This is a genomic window from Sphingobium fuliginis (assembly GCF_004152845.1).
GTDB classification, from domain to species: Bacteria; Pseudomonadota; Alphaproteobacteria; order Sphingomonadales; family Sphingomonadaceae; genus Sphingobium; species Sphingobium fuliginis.
Window position 1 is genome coordinate 810,248 of record NZ_SEON01000001.1, and the last position, 17,279, is coordinate 827,526.

A 17,279-nucleotide genomic window follows, 5' to 3' on the forward strand; every position below is an offset into this window, starting at 1 on the left:
ACGCAGACGGGTGAATGCCCAAGCCTTCAGGCGGGGCGACAATAGTTCCAGGAGAATAGCCGAAAGCCGACTGGCTCAATCCGCTGGCCGCGCGCGCCCAGATCGGCGCCAGCCACTATCCAACCGCCTCGCAAGGCATTGATAAATGGTGACCCCTACGGGAATCGAACCCGTGTTTCAGCCGTGAAAGGGCCGCGTCCTAGACCGCTAGACGAAGGGGCCACATGCAGGTCCGCTTGGGCGTCGCTGCGAAGCGAGGCGGGCATTAGGCGGTGGCTCTGGAACGGTCAACCCCCTTTTCGTCATGAAAAGGGCGCGGGGCGAAAATTTGCCGATCCGCTTCTCAATCGGCCCAGGCGGCATCCTCCAGATGCAGTTCGGCGGCAGGACGGGGGCCCCAATCGTCGATCTTCGCGCGGCCCGCTATCCACAGGCGCCGGTCGCGCGGCGCGCCGAGAATGGCCTGGCCCAGATCGGATTCCGCCTGGCGGAAGGCGATGGTCTTGATCGACCGGCCATCGTCGCCCGCCATGATCGCGCGCAAATGGCCGTTGCCGACGACATCGGCCTTGACCACCCGCATCGGGCCGGAGGCGATGAGCGGCGCAGGCCACCCCGCCCCATAGGGACCGCCGGCGTCGATGGCGGCGACGAAATCCGGATTGACCCCCGCAGGCGCCAGCACGGCGTCGATCAGCAGCGCCCGGTCGTCCCGCGCCCTCGCGACGGCGTTGGCGAGCCGTTCGTCGAGGAAGTCGGCCAGCGCATCCACCTTGTCCGCCGCGACCGTCAGGCCCGCCGCCATGGCATGACCACCACCCGCGACCAGCAGGCCGCTATCCTTCGCCGCCAGGACCGCCGCGCCCAGATCGACGCCGGAGATGGAGCGGCCCGACCCCTTGCCGACGCCTTCCTCATCCAGGGCGACGACGATGGCGGGGCGCCCCGCCTTCTCCTTGATGCGCCCGGCGACGATGCCGATCACGCCGGGATGCCAACCCGCGCCCGACACCAGCGCCACCGCCCGATTGCCCTGCGCCGCGAGCAGTTCCTCCGCCTCCGCCTGCACCGCCGCCTCTATGGCGCGGCGTTCCTCATTGAGCCGGTCCAGCTCCTGCGCGATCTTCGCCGCTTCCGCCGGATCGTCGGTGATCAGCAGCCGCACCCCCAGATCCGCCTTGCCCACGCGCCCGCCCGCATTGATGCGCGGGCCAAGCGCGAAGCCCAGATCGTGGCACAGCGGCGCGCGCGTCAGGCGGCTGGCGTCGATCAGGGCGGAAAGGCCGATATTGCGCCGCTTCGCCATGATCTTCAGCCCCTGCGCGACGAAGGCGCGGTTGAGGCCCTTCAGTTGCGCCACATCCGCCACCGTGCCCAGCGCGACGATGTCGAGCAGTTCCATCAAGGGCGGCTCGGCACGCCGGTCGAACCAGCCGCGTCTGCGCAGCACGCGGATCAATGCCGCACCGAGCAGGAAGGCCACGCCCACGGCCGCCAGATGACCGTGCGCCGCCGCTTCCTCCGCTTCGTCCAGGCGGTTGGGGTTCACCAGCGCCAGCGCCTCGGGCAGGGCGGCGGCGCATTTATGATGGTCGACCACCACGACATCGACTCCTGCCGCCTTCGCCATGGCGAGCGCCTCGAACGCCTGCGCGCCGCAGTCCACCGTGACGATCAGCGTCGCCCCCTCGCCCGCCAGCCGCACCAGCGCCTCGCCGGAGGGGCCGTATCCCTCCATCAGCCGGTCGGGAATATAGGGCCGCGCCGCCAGCCCCAGATCGCGCAGCAGGCGTATCAGCAGCGCCGCGCTGGTCGCGCCGTCGACATCATAATCGCCGAAGATGCGCACATCCTCCCCGCGCACCACCGCATCGGCCAGCCGTTCGGCGGCGGCGTCCATGTCTCGGAACAGGCTGGGGTCGGGCATGAAATGGCGGATGGTGGGGTTGCGGTGCGCCTCCACCGCCTCACGCGGGCAACCGCGCGCCAGCAGCAATTGCGTGACCAGATCGTCGGGCCGATAACCGGGATCGCGCCCGTCGCCATTGCCCCCGCGCCACCGCCAGGGCTGGCCAAGGATAGAGCGGGTGATGTTGAGCGCGATGGTCATGCCGCCGGTCTAGACCGGTTGGGATTCGGAGGGAAGCACCTGCCTTCATGACGCAGGCGGAACCGAAGCAACCGCTTGCGCGTATTGCCTGTTCGCGCCCTGAACGGGCGAAGGACAAAGGGGCAAAGCGGGTTTCCATGGGTTCAAGGCAGAAGCGGGTCCGGCGAGCCTTGGGTCTGATGATGATGGCGGCCTCTCCCCTCCCTCTGATGGCGCAGACGCCTTCGCCGCAACAGCAGGAAGAACCGATCCTGCCCGACAGCGAGTTCGAGGCGCGCCTGCCCAAGACGGGGGAAACGCCAACGGGCACCGGCGCGCCGCTGCCCTCCATAGACCAGTGGATCGACCAGCAGATGCCCGAAGCCGGCGCGGCGCAGCAACTGCCGCCAGCGGTCGAGCCGCAGGAGGAGCGTGAACTGGCCCAGCCGCTGCCGCCGCTCGACAGCGTGCAGGTGCCGGCGCAGGTCGCGACTGACGGCAACCCCGATGAAAAGACCCAGGCGGTGCGCTATTCGGTGGCGTTGGAAGGCTTCGGCAAGACCGGGCTGGAGCCGGCGTTCCGCGATTCCTCCGCCCTGATCGACGGCGGCGGCAAGGCCGACACGGCGGCAATGGTGCAGGCCCGCGCCCATGAGGATGAGGCGCTCGCCATAAGGCTGCTCTATGCTGAGGGCTATTATGACGCGACCGCGCTCGCATCGCTCGACCAGACGGGCGACGGGGCGTTGAAGGCCGTCCTCTCGGTCACGCCGGGGAAGCGCTACAGGATCGGGGACATCGTCATCAACGCCGGGCCGACCGTGCCGCCCGGCCTGATCCGCGACAGCCTGCCGCTCAAGACCGGCGACTATATCGTCGCGGCGGCGGTCGAGGGGGCGGAGGCCAATGTCGGCGTCAAGCTGCCGGAAAATGGCTATCCCTTCGCGAAGGTCGGGCAGCGGGACATATTGCTCGACCCCGCGACGGTGACGGGAGACTATACCCTGCCGGTGGAGACGGGCCCGCGCGGATCGTTCCGGGGGATCACCACCACCGGCGAGAAGCAGGCCTTCGGCGCCGATCATATGAAGGTCATCAGCCGCTTCAGGCCGGGCGAGCTTTACGACAGCCGCAAGGTCGACGACCTCCGCCGGGCGCTGGTGGCGACGGGGCTGTTCTCCAGCATCTCGGTCGATCCGGTCAGGACCAGCGAGCCGGGACCGGACGGCACAGAATATGTCGACCTGGAAGTCGCGCAGGAGGCCGGCAAGCCGCGCACGCTGGCGGGCGAGCTGGGCTATGGCACCGGCCAGGGCTTCCGCGCGGAGGGAACATGGACCCACCGCAACCTCTTCCCGCCCGAAGGCGCGCTGATCGCCAGCGTGATCGCCGGAACGCAGGAACAGGGCGCGTCGGGCACCTTCCGCCGATCCAATGCGGGCAAGCGCGACAAGACCTTCCAGACCGGCATCACGCTCAATCACCAGAATTACGACGCCTATGAAGCCTATACGGCGGGTCTCAACATCGGCTGGTCGCGGCAGTCGACGCCGATCTTCCAGAAGCGCTGGACCTACAGCTATGGCGCGGAAGTGCTGCTGACCAACGAACAGGTGGTGGTGGATCCGGCGACGGCGGACAAGACGCGGCGGACCTATTTCATCGGCGGCCTGCCGGTGCAACTCGGCTATGACCGGTCCAACGACCTGCTGAACCCGACCAGGGGTTTCCGCGCCAATCTGCGCGCGGAACCGGAAGGATCGTTGCAGGGCAGCTTCTCCCCCTATCTGCGCGCGACATTCGACCTCACCGGCTATTATCCCCTGTCGGACAGCCTGGTGATCGCCGCGCGCACGCGGGTCGGCACGATCAGCGGGGTGAAGCGCGACGATGTGGCGCCCTCACGACGGATCTATGCCGGCGGGGGGGGATCGGTACGCGGCTATGGCTATCAGGAACTGGGGCCGAAGGACGCGAACAACGATCCGATCGGCGGCCGGTCCGTCAATGAATTCGCGGTCGAGGGCCGTTACCGATTCGGGGACTATGGCGTGGTCGCCTTCGTCGATGCGGGCCAGGTCTATGAAAGTTCCATGCCGCAATTTTCCGACATCCGGTACGGCGTGGGCGTCGGCGGCCGCTTCTACACCAATTTCGGTCCCTTCCGCGCAGACATAGCCATGCCGATCAACCGGCAGCCGGGCGAATCCAAATTCGCGCTCTATATCGGCATCGGACAGGCATTCTGATGGCCGAGGAAACCGCCACCGTCGTCGTCAGGCGTCCCCTCTGGCAGAAGATCGTCCTGTGGGTCGTCGGGCTGGTCGTCGCCCTGATCGTGCTGGTCGCCGGGCTGCTGCTGTTCCTGAACACCCAGCCGGGCAAGAAATTCCTGATCCGACAGATCGCCGCGCTGAAGCTGGAATCCGGCATGGGCATATCGGTCGGGCGGATCGAAGGGTCGATCTACAGCGACATGGTGATCCACGATCTGGTGCTGCGCGATCCCAAGGGGCCGTTCGCCGCCTCCCCGCGGGTCCATGTGGTATGGAGCCCGTTCCGCTACATCGACAACCATATTTCGGTGCGGCTGCTGGAAAGCCCGCTGGTGGTGCTGGCGCGCAGCCCGCAGTTCAACGTGACGAAAAGCGATCCCAATGCGCCGATCCTGCCCGACCTCGACATCGACGTCGATCGGCTGAAGATCGCGAGGTTCCTCGTCGCCAGGCCGGTGATCGGCCAGAAGCGGGAGATCGCCATCGACGGCGTGACCCATATCGCGGACGGCCGCGCCATATTGTCGGCCAATGCGGTGGTGGACAGCGGCGACCGCCTGCAGGCCAATCTGGACGCCGTGCCCGCGCAGAACCGCCTGTCCATGAAGGGCACGCTGACCGCGCCGAAGGGCGGCGTCATCGCGGCGATGAGCGGCCTGACCGACGGCTTCACCGCGACGCTGGACGGCCGGGGCACGTGGCAGGCGTGGAACGGGCGGCTGGTCGCGACGTCCGGCAAGGGCGAGTTGGCGAATATCGCGCTCGCCGCTCGCGACGGCAATTTCACCGCCAAGGGGCCGCTGCGGCCCGGGCTGGTCTTTGCGGGGACCGTCGACCGGCTGACGACGCCGTCGCTTGACGTCGACCTGTTCGCGGGCCTGAACGAGCGGCGGGTGAACCTCAAAGGCTCGCTGAAATCCCCCGCCCTGTCCGCCACCGCGCAGGGTCTGGTCGACCTTGGCCAAAGCCGCTTCAGCGCGCTCAGGATCGACGCCGCCCTGCTCACCCCCGGCGCGATCATGGAGAAGGTGAAGGGCCGCGATGTGCGCGCTTCGGTGATCCTCGACGGGCCGATGGCGACGCCCTTCATCGACTATGACATCACGGCGAAGCATATCGCCTTCGACGCCACGGGGATCGAAAATCTGAAGGCCGGCGGGCGCGCCGTGATCGACGCCGACCGCATCCGCATTCCGGTAAGCGCCACCGCCAGCCGCGTCACCGGCCTCAATGCCGCGGCGGGCGGCCTGCTCAACAATCTGCGGGTGAAGGGCGACTTCGCCTATGCCGCGGGCAAGCTCATCAGCGACAATCTGAAGATCGACAGCGACCGGGTGGACGCCACCGCCATCGTGCTGGCCGACATGGAAAACGCCATCTATCGCGGGGCGCTCAAGGGCCGGGTCAACGACTACAGGATCGACGGCGTCGGCATCGTCAATCTCAACACCGATGTGAAGCTGGTGCCGGGGCCCCGGGGCGGCTTCGGCCTGTCCGGCCGTTTCGGCGTCCGCACGGCCCGTTGGGAGAACGCCTCCGTCCGCGATTTCCTGGGCGGCAATGCCGTCGCCTCCGGCAGCATCGGCATGACGCCGGAGGGGAAGTTCACCCTCACCGGCCTGAAAGGCGCGGCGCCCAATTTCCGGATCCACAGCGGTTCGGGCAGCTATGATACCGACGGCCGGATCGCCTTCGACGCCAGGGCGACCTCCAACCAATATGGCCCGCTGGCGCTGACCGTGCGCGGCACGATGGAGCGGCCCAATGCCGTGCTCCGCGCCGCCCGGCCCAATGTCGGCGTGCAGCTTTACGACGTGGTGGCGAAGCTGAATGGCGAAGCGGCGGGCTATCGGCTCGAGGCCACGGGCGGGTCCGCCTATGGCCCCTTCTTCGCCAATGTGCTAATCCGCACTGCCAGGGGGCCGCTCACCATCGACATAGCCAGGGCGCGTTTCGCCGGCATCGACATGAACGGCCGCGTGCAGCAGAGCGCCGCCGGTCCCTTCACCGGGCAACTTGCCATGAACGGTTCCGGCATCACCGGCGCGGTCCGGCTGATGGCGGTGGGCAAGGCGCAGGGCGCGCAGTTGAGCGCTACCGCCAGCAATGCGAAACTGCCGGGCGAAGCGGATGTGGTGATCGGCCGGGCGCTGATCACGGCGAACATGGTGCTGACCGAACAGCCGCAGATCAACGCCGACGTGCAGATGGCGAACGCCGCCTATGGCGACTATATCGTGCGCAAGGCGCGCGGCCGGATCGACTATCGCGGCGGACGCGGCCGGGCGCAGTTGGTCGCTGACGGATCGACCGGCGTGCCCTTCTCCATCGCCATGAACGCCGCGTTGCGCCCGACGCTCTACGCCGTCGCGCTGGAGGGACGGGCGAGCAACATTCCCTTCCGCTTCGCCCGGCCTGCCATCATCCGGATCGAGAAGGAAGGCTATCGCCTCGAACCCTCAACGCTGGTGCTGCCGCAGGGCCGGGTCGACCTGGCGGGGCGCTTCGGCCGGCAGACGGCGATGCAGGCGCGGTTCAAGGATTTCGACCTCGCCATCGTCAACATGGCCTCACCGGGATTGGGAATTGGCGGGAAAGCGACCGGCACGCTGGATTTCGCGCAGAATGGCTCCGCCTTCCCCACCGCGACCACGCGCCTCGCGATCAACGACTTCCGCCGCTCCAGCCTGACCGCCGTGTCCGATCCGGTGTCGATGGCGATCGAGGGCAAGCTGTCGAGCGCAGGCGGCGACATGCGTGGCCTTATCCGGCGCGGCAATGCGACGCTGGGCCGTTTCGTCGCGACGCTGGCGCCGCCGGGACCCGGGGCGAGTTGGGCGCAGCAATTGCAATCCGCGCCCTTGGGCGGCGGCATCCGCTATGCCGGGCCGGCCGATGTGCTGTTTTCCTTCGCCGGGCTAGCCGACCAGCAATTGACGGGGCCGATCGCCGTAGCGGCGGATTTCGGGGGGCGGCTGACTGCCCCGCGGCTCAACGGGCTGGTCCGCGCCAATGCCCTGACCTATGAGAATGAGACCTTCGGCACGCGCGTCACGCAGATGCGGCTGGATGGGCGCTTCACCAATGATCGGCTCGACCTGCGCGACTTTTCCGGGCGGGCAGGCGAAGGCACGGTGCAGGCCAGCGGCACGGTGGGGCTGGCGGCGGAGAGCGGCTATCCGATGAACATAGCCGTGAAGCTGAACCGCGCCCGCCTCGCCCGCAGCGAAGCGATCACCAGCGTGGTCAGCGGCACGCTGGCCATCACCAACAGCCCGGCCAATGGCGGCCTGATCAGGGGCGATCTTTCGCTTCCGGAAACGCGCTACCGCGTCGCCTGGCAGGGAGGCAGCGACATCCGTCAGTTGACGGGCGTGCGCCGCAAGGGCGAAGGGACCGACCTGCTCGACCAGCGCCTTGCGGCACGGCAGGCGGCCGCCAGGCCCACCCCATGGAAGCTGGACGTGCGCGTTCGCGCCGATAACGAAATCTATGTGACCGGCATGGGCCTCGATTCCGAATGGAAGACGAACATGCGCGTCACCGGCACCGCGAACGATCCGCGCGTGGTTGGCAAGATCGAGGTGATACGCGGCCGCTACAGCTTCTCGGGCCATCAGTTCGATCTGGAGCAGGGCATCATCACCTTCAACGGACCGATGATGAATCCCACGCTGGCGATCCGCGCCGAAACCCGGATCGACGATGTGACGGCAGGCATAGCCGTGGGCGGCACGGCGCAACGGCCCGACATCGCCTTCGTTTCCACGCCGACGCTGCCGCAGGACGAGATATTGGCGCGCATCCTGTTCGGGGACAATGTGGCGAACCTGTCGGCCACCCAGGCGATCCAGTTGGCGGCGGCGCTCAACGGTCTGCGTGGGGGCGGAGGCGGACTCAATCCCATGGGCAAGCTGCAAAATGCGTCGGGCGTCGACCGGATCGGCATCGTCGGCGGCGATGAGGCGACGGGGCGCGGCACTTCCCTCGCCGTCGGGCAGCATATCTCCAACAACATCTATGTCGAGGTGATCACCGATCCCAAGGGTTTCACCGCCACCCAGCTCGAAATCTCCCTGTCCAAGACGCTCAGCCTTTTGTCGAAGACCGGCACCAATGCGGGTTCTTCAGCCAATCTGCGCTATTCGAAGGATTATTGACGCCATCAGCAGTCGGATGGAAATGTCCGGGGCGGGTTCAAGGGGCGACTTTGCTGGATACTTACGGGCAGAAAACCGGGTCTCAATGTAGGGCGAGATTCCTGAGATTCACTACGCTCCTGAAGGCAGGAGCCCAGATCTCTCCCTCATCTATCACGGCAGCGTCTGGCTTGGGTTCTTACGAGGCACTTGTCTGTTCGAGGAACCTTTGCAGGGGCGCGGAGTGTTGGACGGCAGCATGACCAATCATCACCCAACGCCTCTGCCTGCAAAGAGAATTCCATGGATAGGACATCCCATCCGGACACCCGGGCCGAAGGTAAAAGGCCCGCTGCGCCAGTCGCGCAGCGGGCCTTTTCAGTGCGTGAAGCGGCAGGCGGGCAGAGCCGCGCTGGAGCCTTCCGGTTGATCCGGCCGGAAAGCCCGTCAGCGCTTATTCGCCATCATCCTCCGCTTCGGGTCCGGCCATCATCCCTTCGGCGACCTCCTCGGTCTTCCCGCGGATCGCCTTTTCCAGCTTGTCCGCCATTTCGGGATGTTCTTTCAGAAAGGTTTTTGCATTCTCGCGACCTTGCCCGATGCGAACCGAGTCATAGGAGAACCAGGCGCCCGACTTCTCGACCAGCCCAGCCTTCACGCCGATGTCGAGCAGTTCGCCGATCTTGGACACGCCCTCGCCATACATGATGTCGAATTCGACCTGCTTGAAGGGCGGCGCGACCTTGTTCTTGACCACCTTCACGCGGGTCGCGTTGCCGACAATGTCCTCGCGATCCTTGATCTGGCCGGTGCGACGGATGTCGAGGCGAACCGAGGCGTAGAATTTGAGCGCGTTGCCGCCCGTCGTCGTTTCGGGATTGCCGTACATGACGCCGATCTTCATGCGGACCTGGTTGATGAAGATCACCAGGCAGCGCGAGCGGGAGATGGAGCCGGTCAGCTTGCGCAGCGCCTGGCTCATCAGGCGGGCCTGCAGGCCGACATGGCTGTCGCCCATCTCGCCCTCGATTTCCGCACGCGGAACCAGCGCGGCGACCGAGTCCACCACCAGCACGTCGATGGCATTGGAGCGCACCAGCGTGTCGACGATCTCCAGCGCCTGTTCGCCGGTATCCGGCTGCGACACGATCAGTTCGTCGATGTCGACGCCCAGCTTCTTCGCATAGACAGGATCGAGCGCATGTTCCGCATCGACAAAGGCCGCGATGCCGCCGGTCTTCTGCGCTTCTGCAATGGCGTGCAGCGCCAGCGTGGTCTTGCCCGAGCTTTCCGGGCCATAAATCTCCACAATACGTCCGCGCGGCAGGCCACCAATGCCAAGCGCGATGTCCAGCCCCAGCGATCCGGTCGAGATCGCCTCGATCTCGATCTTCTCGCGGCTGCCCAGCTTCATGGCCGACCCCTTGCCGAAGGCACGGTCGATCTGGGAAAGGGCCGCTTCCAATGCTTTCTGTCTGTCCATTGTCCCTGTCTTCTTGGAATCGATGAGTGAGAGCATTGCGGTCATCGGCCTATCCCCTGTCAAGCGGAACGCGCCGGTCCGGATGGCGCGTGGCCACCATGTATCCTGTTTGTTCTAATGGAACAAGAGGGGAACGAAATTTTCTTATGCGGCGCTCAGCGCCTTGTTCAGCGCGCGCTCGACCGCGCCGATCGTGAAGGGCTTGGCCAGGGTCGGCCGGTCGGCATGGCTGGTCGGCAGATCGTCCGCCATGCCGCCCGTCGCAAAGACGAAGGGTATGCCGCTCTGCGCCAATATGTCCGCAACGGGCCAGCTTTTCTCGCCATGCAGGTTGCAGTCGAGCAGCGCCGCGTCGAAGCCGCCCTCGCGCGCCTTGGCGCAGGCATCATCGACCGATTCGGCAATGGCGTGCAGCCGGTATCCGAGCGTGTCGAGATAATCCTCCAGCATCATGCCGATCATTGCCTCATCCTCGACGATCAGGATGGTCTTGCCGTCAGACATGCTTGCGGTCCCCAATCTTACCCATCGCAACCCCAAAGGCCTTTTCCCACCGGCATAATCGACAAGCCGCGCGGAAGTTCATTCTTCAAATTCATTCCGCCGCAGGACGCATCGCCAGAGCATCCCGCGCCGCTTCCGCCAACTGGCTGACGGAAAAGGGTTTCGGAAGGAAAGCCACATTGGCGATGTCGATCGATTTGCGCAACTGTTCCTCGGCATAGCCCGACATGAACAAGACCGGCAGGTCCGGATGGCTCGCCCGCGCCCGCGCCACCATCGATGGGCCGTCCATGTTCGGCATCACCACATCGGAAATCAGCAGGTCGATCTTCTCGTCTCCGGCCAGCACTTCCAGCCCCTGTTCGCCGTCATTGGCTGTCAGCACCTTATAGCCCTGGCGCGATAAAGCCCGTTCCGCGACGGCGCGCACCATATCCTCATCCTCTACCAGCAACACGGTGCCGGTGCCCCAGGTTTCGCTGCGGCGCACGGGCGCCTTGGGCTGGGCGGCCTGATCGACATCGGCGCCCTGATAGACGGGCAGGTAGATGACGAAGCTCGCCCCGCGGCCAAGCTCCGATTCCGCGAAGATGAACCCGCCCGACTGCTTGACGATGCCGTAGACGGTGGAGAGGCCAAGGCCCGTCCCCTTGCCCAGTTCCTTCGTGGTGAAGAAGGGTTCGAAGATCTTCGAAAGAATGTCGGGCGGGATGCCCAGCCCCGTGTCGGACACCCGCACCGCCGTATAGTCGGCTGGCGGCAATATGTCCGACCGCATCTCCCGCACCTTGGCGGCGGGCACGCCGTAGGTCTGGATATTGAGCGTGCCGCCGTCCGGCATGGCGTCGCGGGCGTTGACGGCCAGGTTGACGATCACCTGCTCCAGCTGGCCGGGATCGGCCCGCACCGCACCCAGATTGCGGCCATGGCTGACTTCCAGCTTGACGCTCTCGCCCAGCAGGCGCTTCAGCAGGTTGGAGACGTCCGCGACGATGTCGGGCAATTGCAATATCTGCGGCCGCAACGTCTGCTGGCGCGAGAAGGCGAGCAACTGCCGCGTCAGCCCCGCCGCGCGGTTGCTGTTCGACTTGATCTGCTGGATGTCGTCATAATCGCTGTCGCCCGGCGTATGGCGCATCAGCATCAGGTCGCAATGGCCGATGATCGCGGTCAGGATATTGTTGAAGTCATGCGCCACGCCGCCTGCAAGCTGGCCGATCGCCTGCATCTTGGTCGCCTGCGCGACCTGGCGCTTGAGCTTGCTCTCCTCGCTATTGTCCTTGAGGGAGAGCAGCACCGCCGCCTCGCCCAACCCGCGCACGCCGGCCAGGCTGAGCGCGATCGGCTCGTCCGGTTGGTTGCGCATGCGCACGGCGACATCGCCCGACATTTGCGGCCCGACCGCAAAGCGCCGCACGGCGTCGGCCACCGCCGCCTGATCTTCCCGCACCACCAGGTCGCCGGGATAGCTCGGCTTCTCCTCGGGCTTGACGCCCGCCGCCCGCGAAAAGGCCTTGTTCATGAACAGGACGCGACCGTCGCGATCCGCCATGGCAAGGCCGAAGGGCAGCAGCGACAACAGCGTCTCGATATAGGAAAGCGCCGACGTGCCGCCCGCATTGCCCGCCGGCTCGTCGATCAGCAGCAGCAGCATCGGCCCGTCCTGCGCACCCGATTGCGCGCCCGCCGGCTGGGCGGCGCGCTTCAGCGGCACCTGCAACAGCCGCAGCGGAATGCCGCCCGATTCCTCCCGCGCCAGGAACAGCCGCGCCTTGTCGTCCACCCGCATGTGGGCGGCGAAATCGCGCCCGGTGATATTGGCGTCGATCCGTCCGGCGGCGCGCAGCAGGAAGGCGCCGTTGGCGGCCCGGATGCGCCCCTCCCCACCGATCATCACCGCCATGATGCCCGCTTCGCCCAATTGCCGCCCCGCTTCCCCGGTCAGCAGGCGGTGCACATCGTCCAGCGCGCTCGGCTGGCGCACCGGGGAAAAGCGCCACAGCAGATAATCCTCCGACCGGCCGGTACGGCAGAGGAAGGCATCCAGTCGCAGCGCACCCTGCACGATCCCTTCCACCCGCGCCTCGCCGTCGCGCCAGGCGGCGCGGGCAGCGTTACCCAGACTGTCGGACAGGCTGCTGTCGCCGGTGACATGGGGCGGCGTGGGGAAACCGGGAAACCATTCCCCGAACAGATCGCTGGCGCAGACCAGCCGCCCGGCGCGATCGGTGACGGCGATCGCCATATTGGAGGCATCCGCCGCCGCGCGCGCCACGGTCCAGTCGGGCACGGCCTCACCCACGGCCACTTCCTGCGGATAGAGCCGGCGATACCACCCCAGCAGCGCCGCCCCGGCCAGCAGCGCGGCGCCGAACCCGGCGCCCAGCGCCCAGTTGCCGGCGGCATAGACCACCAGCCCGGCGGACATCAGCGCCAGCAGAATGAGTAGCGGCAGGGCCAGGGGCGACGACCTGTCGGCCGCCCAGGCGTCTCCATCCCTGATCACACGCGCGGACACGGCCCGGCTATCCCCCTGCATTCACAATGGATTGCCCGCTCCCGCCGATCAGGCCGAAGCGACCTCCTCCAATGCGCTGCTTTCGCGTGCCTTGCCAATCCTCAATTTGCGGGCATGCCATTTCCGGCCCATGCGATGACGCCAGATCCAGTCGGCCAGGAAGTAGCCGACCACCGCAAAGGCCAGGGAAATCAGCGCCAGCCCCAGCAGCATGGCGGGCGCCGCCTCCGAAAAGAGCCAGGCGCACCATTCGCGGATCGAGGCATGCCGGTCGATCAGCGCCATGAAGCCCGATGCATCCGCCGACCGTCCGAGCAGCCAGTTGCCCATATAGACCGACGCCATCAGGAACAGCGGCGTGGTCGCGGGATTGGAGAGGAAGGTCATCGCCGCCGCCAGCGGGATGTTCGCCCGGAACGGCAGCGCCAGCAGCGCCGCGCCCGCGATCTGCACGCCGGGGATCAGCAGGAAGATGCCGACCAGCAGCCCCAATGCCACGCCGCGCGGCACCGAACGCCGGGTGAAGCGCCACAGCGAGGGTTCCAGCACCCGGTGCGCCACCGGGGCCAAAAAGCGGTTGTTTTCCAGCGATTCGCGGGTAGGCGCATTGGCGTGCCACCAGCGGGAGAGCCTGTTGTCCATCAGCGATGCGCCTTCATGATGCGCTGCTGATCGCGCTTCCAGTCGCGTTCCTTGATCGTGTCGCGCTTGTCATGGGTCTTCTTGCCCTTGGCCAGCGCCAGCTCGACCTTCGCCTTGCCCCGGCTGTTGAAATAGATCGACAGCGGCACCAGCGTCATTCCCTTGCGCTCGACAGCGCCATGCATGCGGGCGATCTCCCGCTGGTGCAGCAGCAGCTTGCGGGGGCGCTTGGGCTCATGGTTGAAGCGGTTGCCATGGCTGAATTCGGGGATGTTGCTGTTGACCAGCCACACCTGCTCGCCCTTCACCTCGGCATAGCTTTCCGCGATATTGCCCTCGCCGAAGCGCAGCGACTTCACCTCGGTCCCTTGCAGGGCGATCCCAGCCTCGAACACATCCTCCAGGAAATATTCGAAACGGGCGCGCCGGTTCTCGGCGACGATCTTCTTCTTGTCGAAGGCTTCGGGACGGGGACGGGCCATTATTCTCTAACTAACTCGCTTCACCATATAGGCCCGCGGGACGATCAAACCAGTCCCGCGATCTCCAGAGCCCGGTCGACGGCGGCACGGCTCGATTCCGACGGCCAGGTGATCGGCAGGCGGACCTCGCCGGACATGTCGGGCCGAACGCGCGTAAGGGCATATTTGACCGGGCCGGGTGAAGAATCGCTGAACAGGGCATCATGCAGGGGGTAGAGACGATCCTGAAGCGCAAGGGCGCCATGCCAGTCGCCGTTTGCCGTCGCCCGCTGGAATTCGGCGCAAAGGCGCGGCGCGACATTGGCCGTGACCGAAATGCAGCCCCTGCCGCCCATTGCATTGAAACCCAGCGCCGTTTCGTCATTGCCGGAAAGCTGACAGAAATCGGCCCGGCAGGCGAGGCGCTGTGCGCTGACCCGCCCCAGATTCCCGGTGGCGTCCTTGATGCCGACGATGGTCTGGAATTCCTCCGACAGGCGGTGGATGACCGGCACGCCGATGTCGGTGATCGTGCGGCTGGGCACGTTGTAGAGGATGATCGGCAGCGAACAGCGCTCCGCCAGATGCGCGAAATGCCGGTGTACCCCCTCCTGATTGGGCTTGTTGTAATAGGGCGCGACCACCAGCGCCGCATCGGCCCCCGCCGCCTGCGCCGCGAACATATGCTCCAGCGCGATGCGGGTGTCGTTGGAACCGCAACCCGCGATCACCGGCACGCGGCCCGCCGCCTGGTCGACGCAGATGGCGATGACGCGATTATGTTCCTCGACCGTCATGGTCGCGCTTTCGCCCGTCGTGCCGCAAGGGACGAGCGCGCTGCTGCCTTCCCCGATCTGCCAGTCGACGAAGGCGCGAAAAGCCGCCTCGTCCACCGCCCCGTTGCGGAAGGGCGTGATCAGTGCCGGAATCGACCCGGAAAACATGCAACAAACTCCTTCAATTCACCGGGATTCCGGGGCATGATAGCGTGAAACACGCGAACGGGGCGCTATAGCGCGTCATTCAGGGCCTGATAAGGATGCAATTGCGATAATGTCCAGTAGGGTATCGCTCTCCTGTCTTGAAACTGCCCCGGAAGCCCTCACGGTTCGTATGCCACTGATTGCTCTTTTGCTTTTCACAGCCGGCGCCAGCGCCCAGACCGAAACCACCGGCCCCGCGCCAGCCGCGGCCTATCCGCCCGGCGCCGTGGTGCAGCCTGTTCCCAGCTCCAGCGAGCCCAGCCCGTGGCAGCGCGCGCAAAGCCGAATCGGCGTGGCGAGCGATCCGTCGATCTCCGGCACGATCAGCCAGTGGCGCGCGCTCCAGCAGAGCGATGGCCTGGGCTCCTCCACCTATATGAGCTTCATCATGGCCAATCCCGGCTGGCCGGGCGAGGACCGGATGCGGCGGCTGGCGGAAACCGGCATCAATCCCAACAGCTACGATCCCGGGCAGGTCATCGCCTTCTTCACCCGCTTCCCGCCGCGCACCGCAACCGGCAATGCCCGCTATGCGCTGGCGCTGATGCAGCAGGGCCGCATGGGCGAGGCGCGGGTCGCCGCGCGCAACGCGTGGGTCGGCGGCACGCTTTCCCCCGATGACGAGGCGCGGCTGCTTTCGCTCTTCGGCGCGGGATGGACATCGGTGGAGCATGACCTGCGCGCCGACGCGCTGCTGTGGAAGGGCGACATCATGGGCGCGCAGCGGAGGCTTGCCTATGTCTCGCCGGCCCGCCGCCCGGTCTATGAGGCGCGCATCGCCTTCCGCCAGAAGGCGCCCGACGCGGCGATGAAGATGCAGTTGGCGGAGGCCGTGGGCGCGACCGACGCCGGATTCGTCGCGGACAAGGCGACATGGCTGCTCAACACGGGCAACTGGATCGCCGGCCGCCAATATCTCGCCAACCGTCCGGCGTTGACCTTCCGTCCCGGCGACGCGGAAAAATGGTATGAAACGCTGCTGACGCAGGCGCGCGCCGCCGCCAATGACAGCCAGTGGAGCTTCGCCTACGGCATCGCCAGCAAGCTGGACGACGCCTATCTGCCCGGCACCGACGTCAACAGCCGGCCCATTGGCGAGCGCGACGATTATACCAGCCTTGCCTGGCTGGCGGGATCGACGGCCTTCTACAACCTTGGCAAGCCGCTGGACGCGATGGAGATGTTCCGCCGCTACGCCACAGCCGCCAAGTCGCCGCAGACCCAGTCCAAGGGCTTCTACTGGGCGGGTCGCGCCGCGCTCCAGGCCGGCGACGCTGCGACCGCGAACAGCTATTTCGCCCGCGCGGGGGCCTTTCCGGACCAGTTTTACGGCCAGCTTGCGCTCGAACGGCTGGGCCGGCCGATCCCTGCCCCAGCGGCCGTGGAACGTCCGGTCGAAATCTCCGCCGCAGAGCGCACGGCCTTCGCCAGCCGCTCGGTCGTCCGGGCGGTGAAGGCGCTGGGCCAGATGGGCTATTGGGAAGATCAGAGCAAATTCGCCCGCGCCATCGCCAATAATGCCGACAGCGATGCCGACCATTATCTCGCCGTCGAACTCGCGCAGAGCATCGGACGGCCCGATATGGGCGTGATGGTCGGCCGCCGCGCCGTGTCGAGCGGCCTCACCGGCTATGGCGAGAGCGCCTTTCCCCGCGTGCCCGTGCCGTCGGAGGCGCAATATAACTGGACGATGGTCCACGCCATTGCCCGGCAGGAAAGCCAGTTCGACCGGCAGATCGTCAGCCATGCGGGCGCACGCGGGCTGATGCAACTGATGCCCGGCACCGCCCGCGAACAGGCGGGGAAGCTGGGAATGAGCTATGACGCCAGTTCGCTCAACGACCCCAGCTACAACATCATGCTCGGCTCCTCCTATTTCCAGCGGATGCTCGATTATTATGGCGGCAGCTATCCGCTGGCGGTGGCGGCCTATAATGCCGGGCCGGGCAATGTGAACCGCTGGATCGCCGCCAATGGCGACCCGCGCCTGCCCGGCGCCGACATGCTGCGCTGGATCGAGCAGATTCCGCTTTTCGAAACGCGCAACTATGTCCAGCGCGTGCTGGAAAACGCCGTGGTCTATGAGGCGATGAACCCGCAACGCGCCCGCTTCCGGGGCACGACGACGCCGCTGTCCAAATATCTCGGCAAGCAGACGCCGGGCTGAACTTGCGCTATGGGCGG

10 protein-coding genes and 1 tRNA gene are annotated in these 17,279 nt (G+C 66.4%); 3 read left to right on the top strand and 8 right to left on the bottom strand.

The features are described 5' to 3' along the window. Window positions 1-146: 146 nt before the first annotated feature. Together EWH10_RS04145 and recJ are read right to left on the bottom strand one after the other, a co-directional pair. Window positions 147-222 (bottom strand) — tRNA-Glu (locus tag EWH10_RS04145). Window positions 223-343: 121 nt separating this feature from the next. Next, on the bottom strand, window positions 344-2,110 hold the full coding sequence (gene recJ, locus EWH10_RS04150) for a single-stranded-DNA-specific exonuclease RecJ (protein ID WP_044660360.1): 1,767 nt from the start codon (window positions 2,108-2,110) through the stop codon (window positions 344-346). 137 nt (window positions 2,111-2,247) lie between these two features. Here recJ and EWH10_RS04155 point away from each other — a divergent pair, with 137 nt between their 5' ends. Next, window positions 2,248-4,338 (top strand): autotransporter assembly complex protein TamA, encoded by a 2,091-nt coding sequence (locus EWH10_RS04155; protein WP_025547441.1) that lies wholly within the window; start codon window positions 2,248-2,250, stop codon window positions 4,336-4,338. Beyond that, window positions 4,338-8,525: a translocation/assembly module TamB domain-containing protein gene (locus tag EWH10_RS04160; RefSeq protein ID WP_044660361.1), complete on the top strand. Its 4,188-nt coding sequence runs from the start codon at window positions 4,338-4,340 to the stop codon at window positions 8,523-8,525. The genes EWH10_RS04155 and EWH10_RS04160 overlap by 1 nt, the downstream gene beginning before the upstream one ends. A gap of 433 nt (window positions 8,526-8,958) precedes the next feature. Here the strand turns inward: EWH10_RS04160 and recA are convergent, their stop codons facing one another. From recA to dapA, 6 genes are all read right to left on the bottom strand, one after another. Further along, the gene (recA, locus tag EWH10_RS04165) at window positions 8,959-10,032 is read right to left on the bottom strand and encodes a recombinase RecA (protein ID WP_044660362.1); all 1,074 of its coding nucleotides are present in this window, start codon (window positions 10,030-10,032) and stop codon (window positions 8,959-8,961) included. Window positions 10,033-10,131: 99 nt separating this feature from the next. Then, on the bottom strand, window positions 10,132-10,491 hold the full coding sequence (locus EWH10_RS04170) for a response regulator (RefSeq protein WP_025547444.1): 360 nt from the start codon (window positions 10,489-10,491) through the stop codon (window positions 10,132-10,134). Window positions 10,492-10,582: 91 nt separating this feature from the next. Beyond that, window positions 10,583-13,009: a response regulator gene (locus EWH10_RS04175; protein ID WP_044662815.1), complete on the bottom strand. Its 2,427-nt coding sequence runs from the start codon at window positions 13,007-13,009 to the stop codon at window positions 10,583-10,585. A gap of 48 nt (window positions 13,010-13,057) precedes the next feature. Beyond that, on the bottom strand, window positions 13,058-13,651 hold the full coding sequence (locus tag EWH10_RS04180) for a DUF2062 domain-containing protein (RefSeq protein WP_025547448.1): 594 nt from the start codon (window positions 13,649-13,651) through the stop codon (window positions 13,058-13,060). After that, window positions 13,651-14,133 carry an SsrA-binding protein SmpB gene (smpB, locus tag EWH10_RS04185; protein ID WP_007683053.1) on the bottom strand — a complete coding sequence of 161 codons (483 nt, stop codon included), beginning with the start codon at window positions 14,131-14,133 and terminating at the stop codon, window positions 13,651-13,653. Before smpB ends, EWH10_RS04180 begins: the two co-directional genes overlap by 1 nt. Before the next feature lie 44 nt (window positions 14,134-14,177). Further along, on the bottom strand, window positions 14,178-15,056 hold the full coding sequence (dapA, locus tag EWH10_RS04190) for a 4-hydroxy-tetrahydrodipicolinate synthase (protein WP_065846154.1): 879 nt from the start codon (window positions 15,054-15,056) through the stop codon (window positions 14,178-14,180). A gap of 169 nt (window positions 15,057-15,225) precedes the next feature. Here dapA and EWH10_RS04195 point away from each other — a divergent pair, with 169 nt between their 5' ends. Then, entirely contained in the window at window positions 15,226-17,262 is a 2,037-nt protein-coding gene (locus tag EWH10_RS04195; RefSeq protein WP_044660363.1) for a lytic transglycosylase domain-containing protein, read from the top strand. The last annotated feature ends 17 nt before the right edge of the window (window positions 17,263-17,279 follow it).

What these genes read in the sequence shown, in the direction of transcription:
- dapA (WP_065846154.1), bottom strand. Translation starts at nt 15,056, where the DNA reads ATGTTTTCCGGGTCGATTCCGGCACTGATCACGCCCTTCCGCAACGGG.
- recJ (WP_044660360.1), bottom strand. Translation starts at nt 2,110, where the DNA reads ATGACCATCGCGCTCAACATCACCCGCTCTATCCTTGGCCAGCCCTGG.
- EWH10_RS04180 (WP_025547448.1), bottom strand. Translation starts at nt 13,651, where the DNA reads ATGGACAACAGGCTCTCCCGCTGGTGGCACGCCAATGCGCCTACCCGC.
- EWH10_RS04155 (WP_025547441.1), top strand. Translation starts at nt 2,248, where the DNA reads ATGGGTTCAAGGCAGAAGCGGGTCCGGCGAGCCTTGGGTCTGATGATG.
- EWH10_RS04160 (WP_044660361.1), top strand. Translation starts at nt 4,338, where the DNA reads ATGGCCGAGGAAACCGCCACCGTCGTCGTCAGGCGTCCCCTCTGGCAG.
- EWH10_RS04195 (WP_044660363.1), top strand. Translation starts at nt 15,226, where the DNA reads ATGCCACTGATTGCTCTTTTGCTTTTCACAGCCGGCGCCAGCGCCCAG.
- smpB (WP_007683053.1), bottom strand. Translation starts at nt 14,133, where the DNA reads ATGGCCCGTCCCCGTCCCGAAGCCTTCGACAAGAAGAAGATCGTCGCC.
- recA (WP_044660362.1), bottom strand. Translation starts at nt 10,032, where the DNA reads ATGACCGCAATGCTCTCACTCATCGATTCCAAGAAGACAGGGACAATG.
- EWH10_RS04170 (WP_025547444.1), bottom strand. Translation starts at nt 10,491, where the DNA reads ATGTCTGACGGCAAGACCATCCTGATCGTCGAGGATGAGGCAATGATC.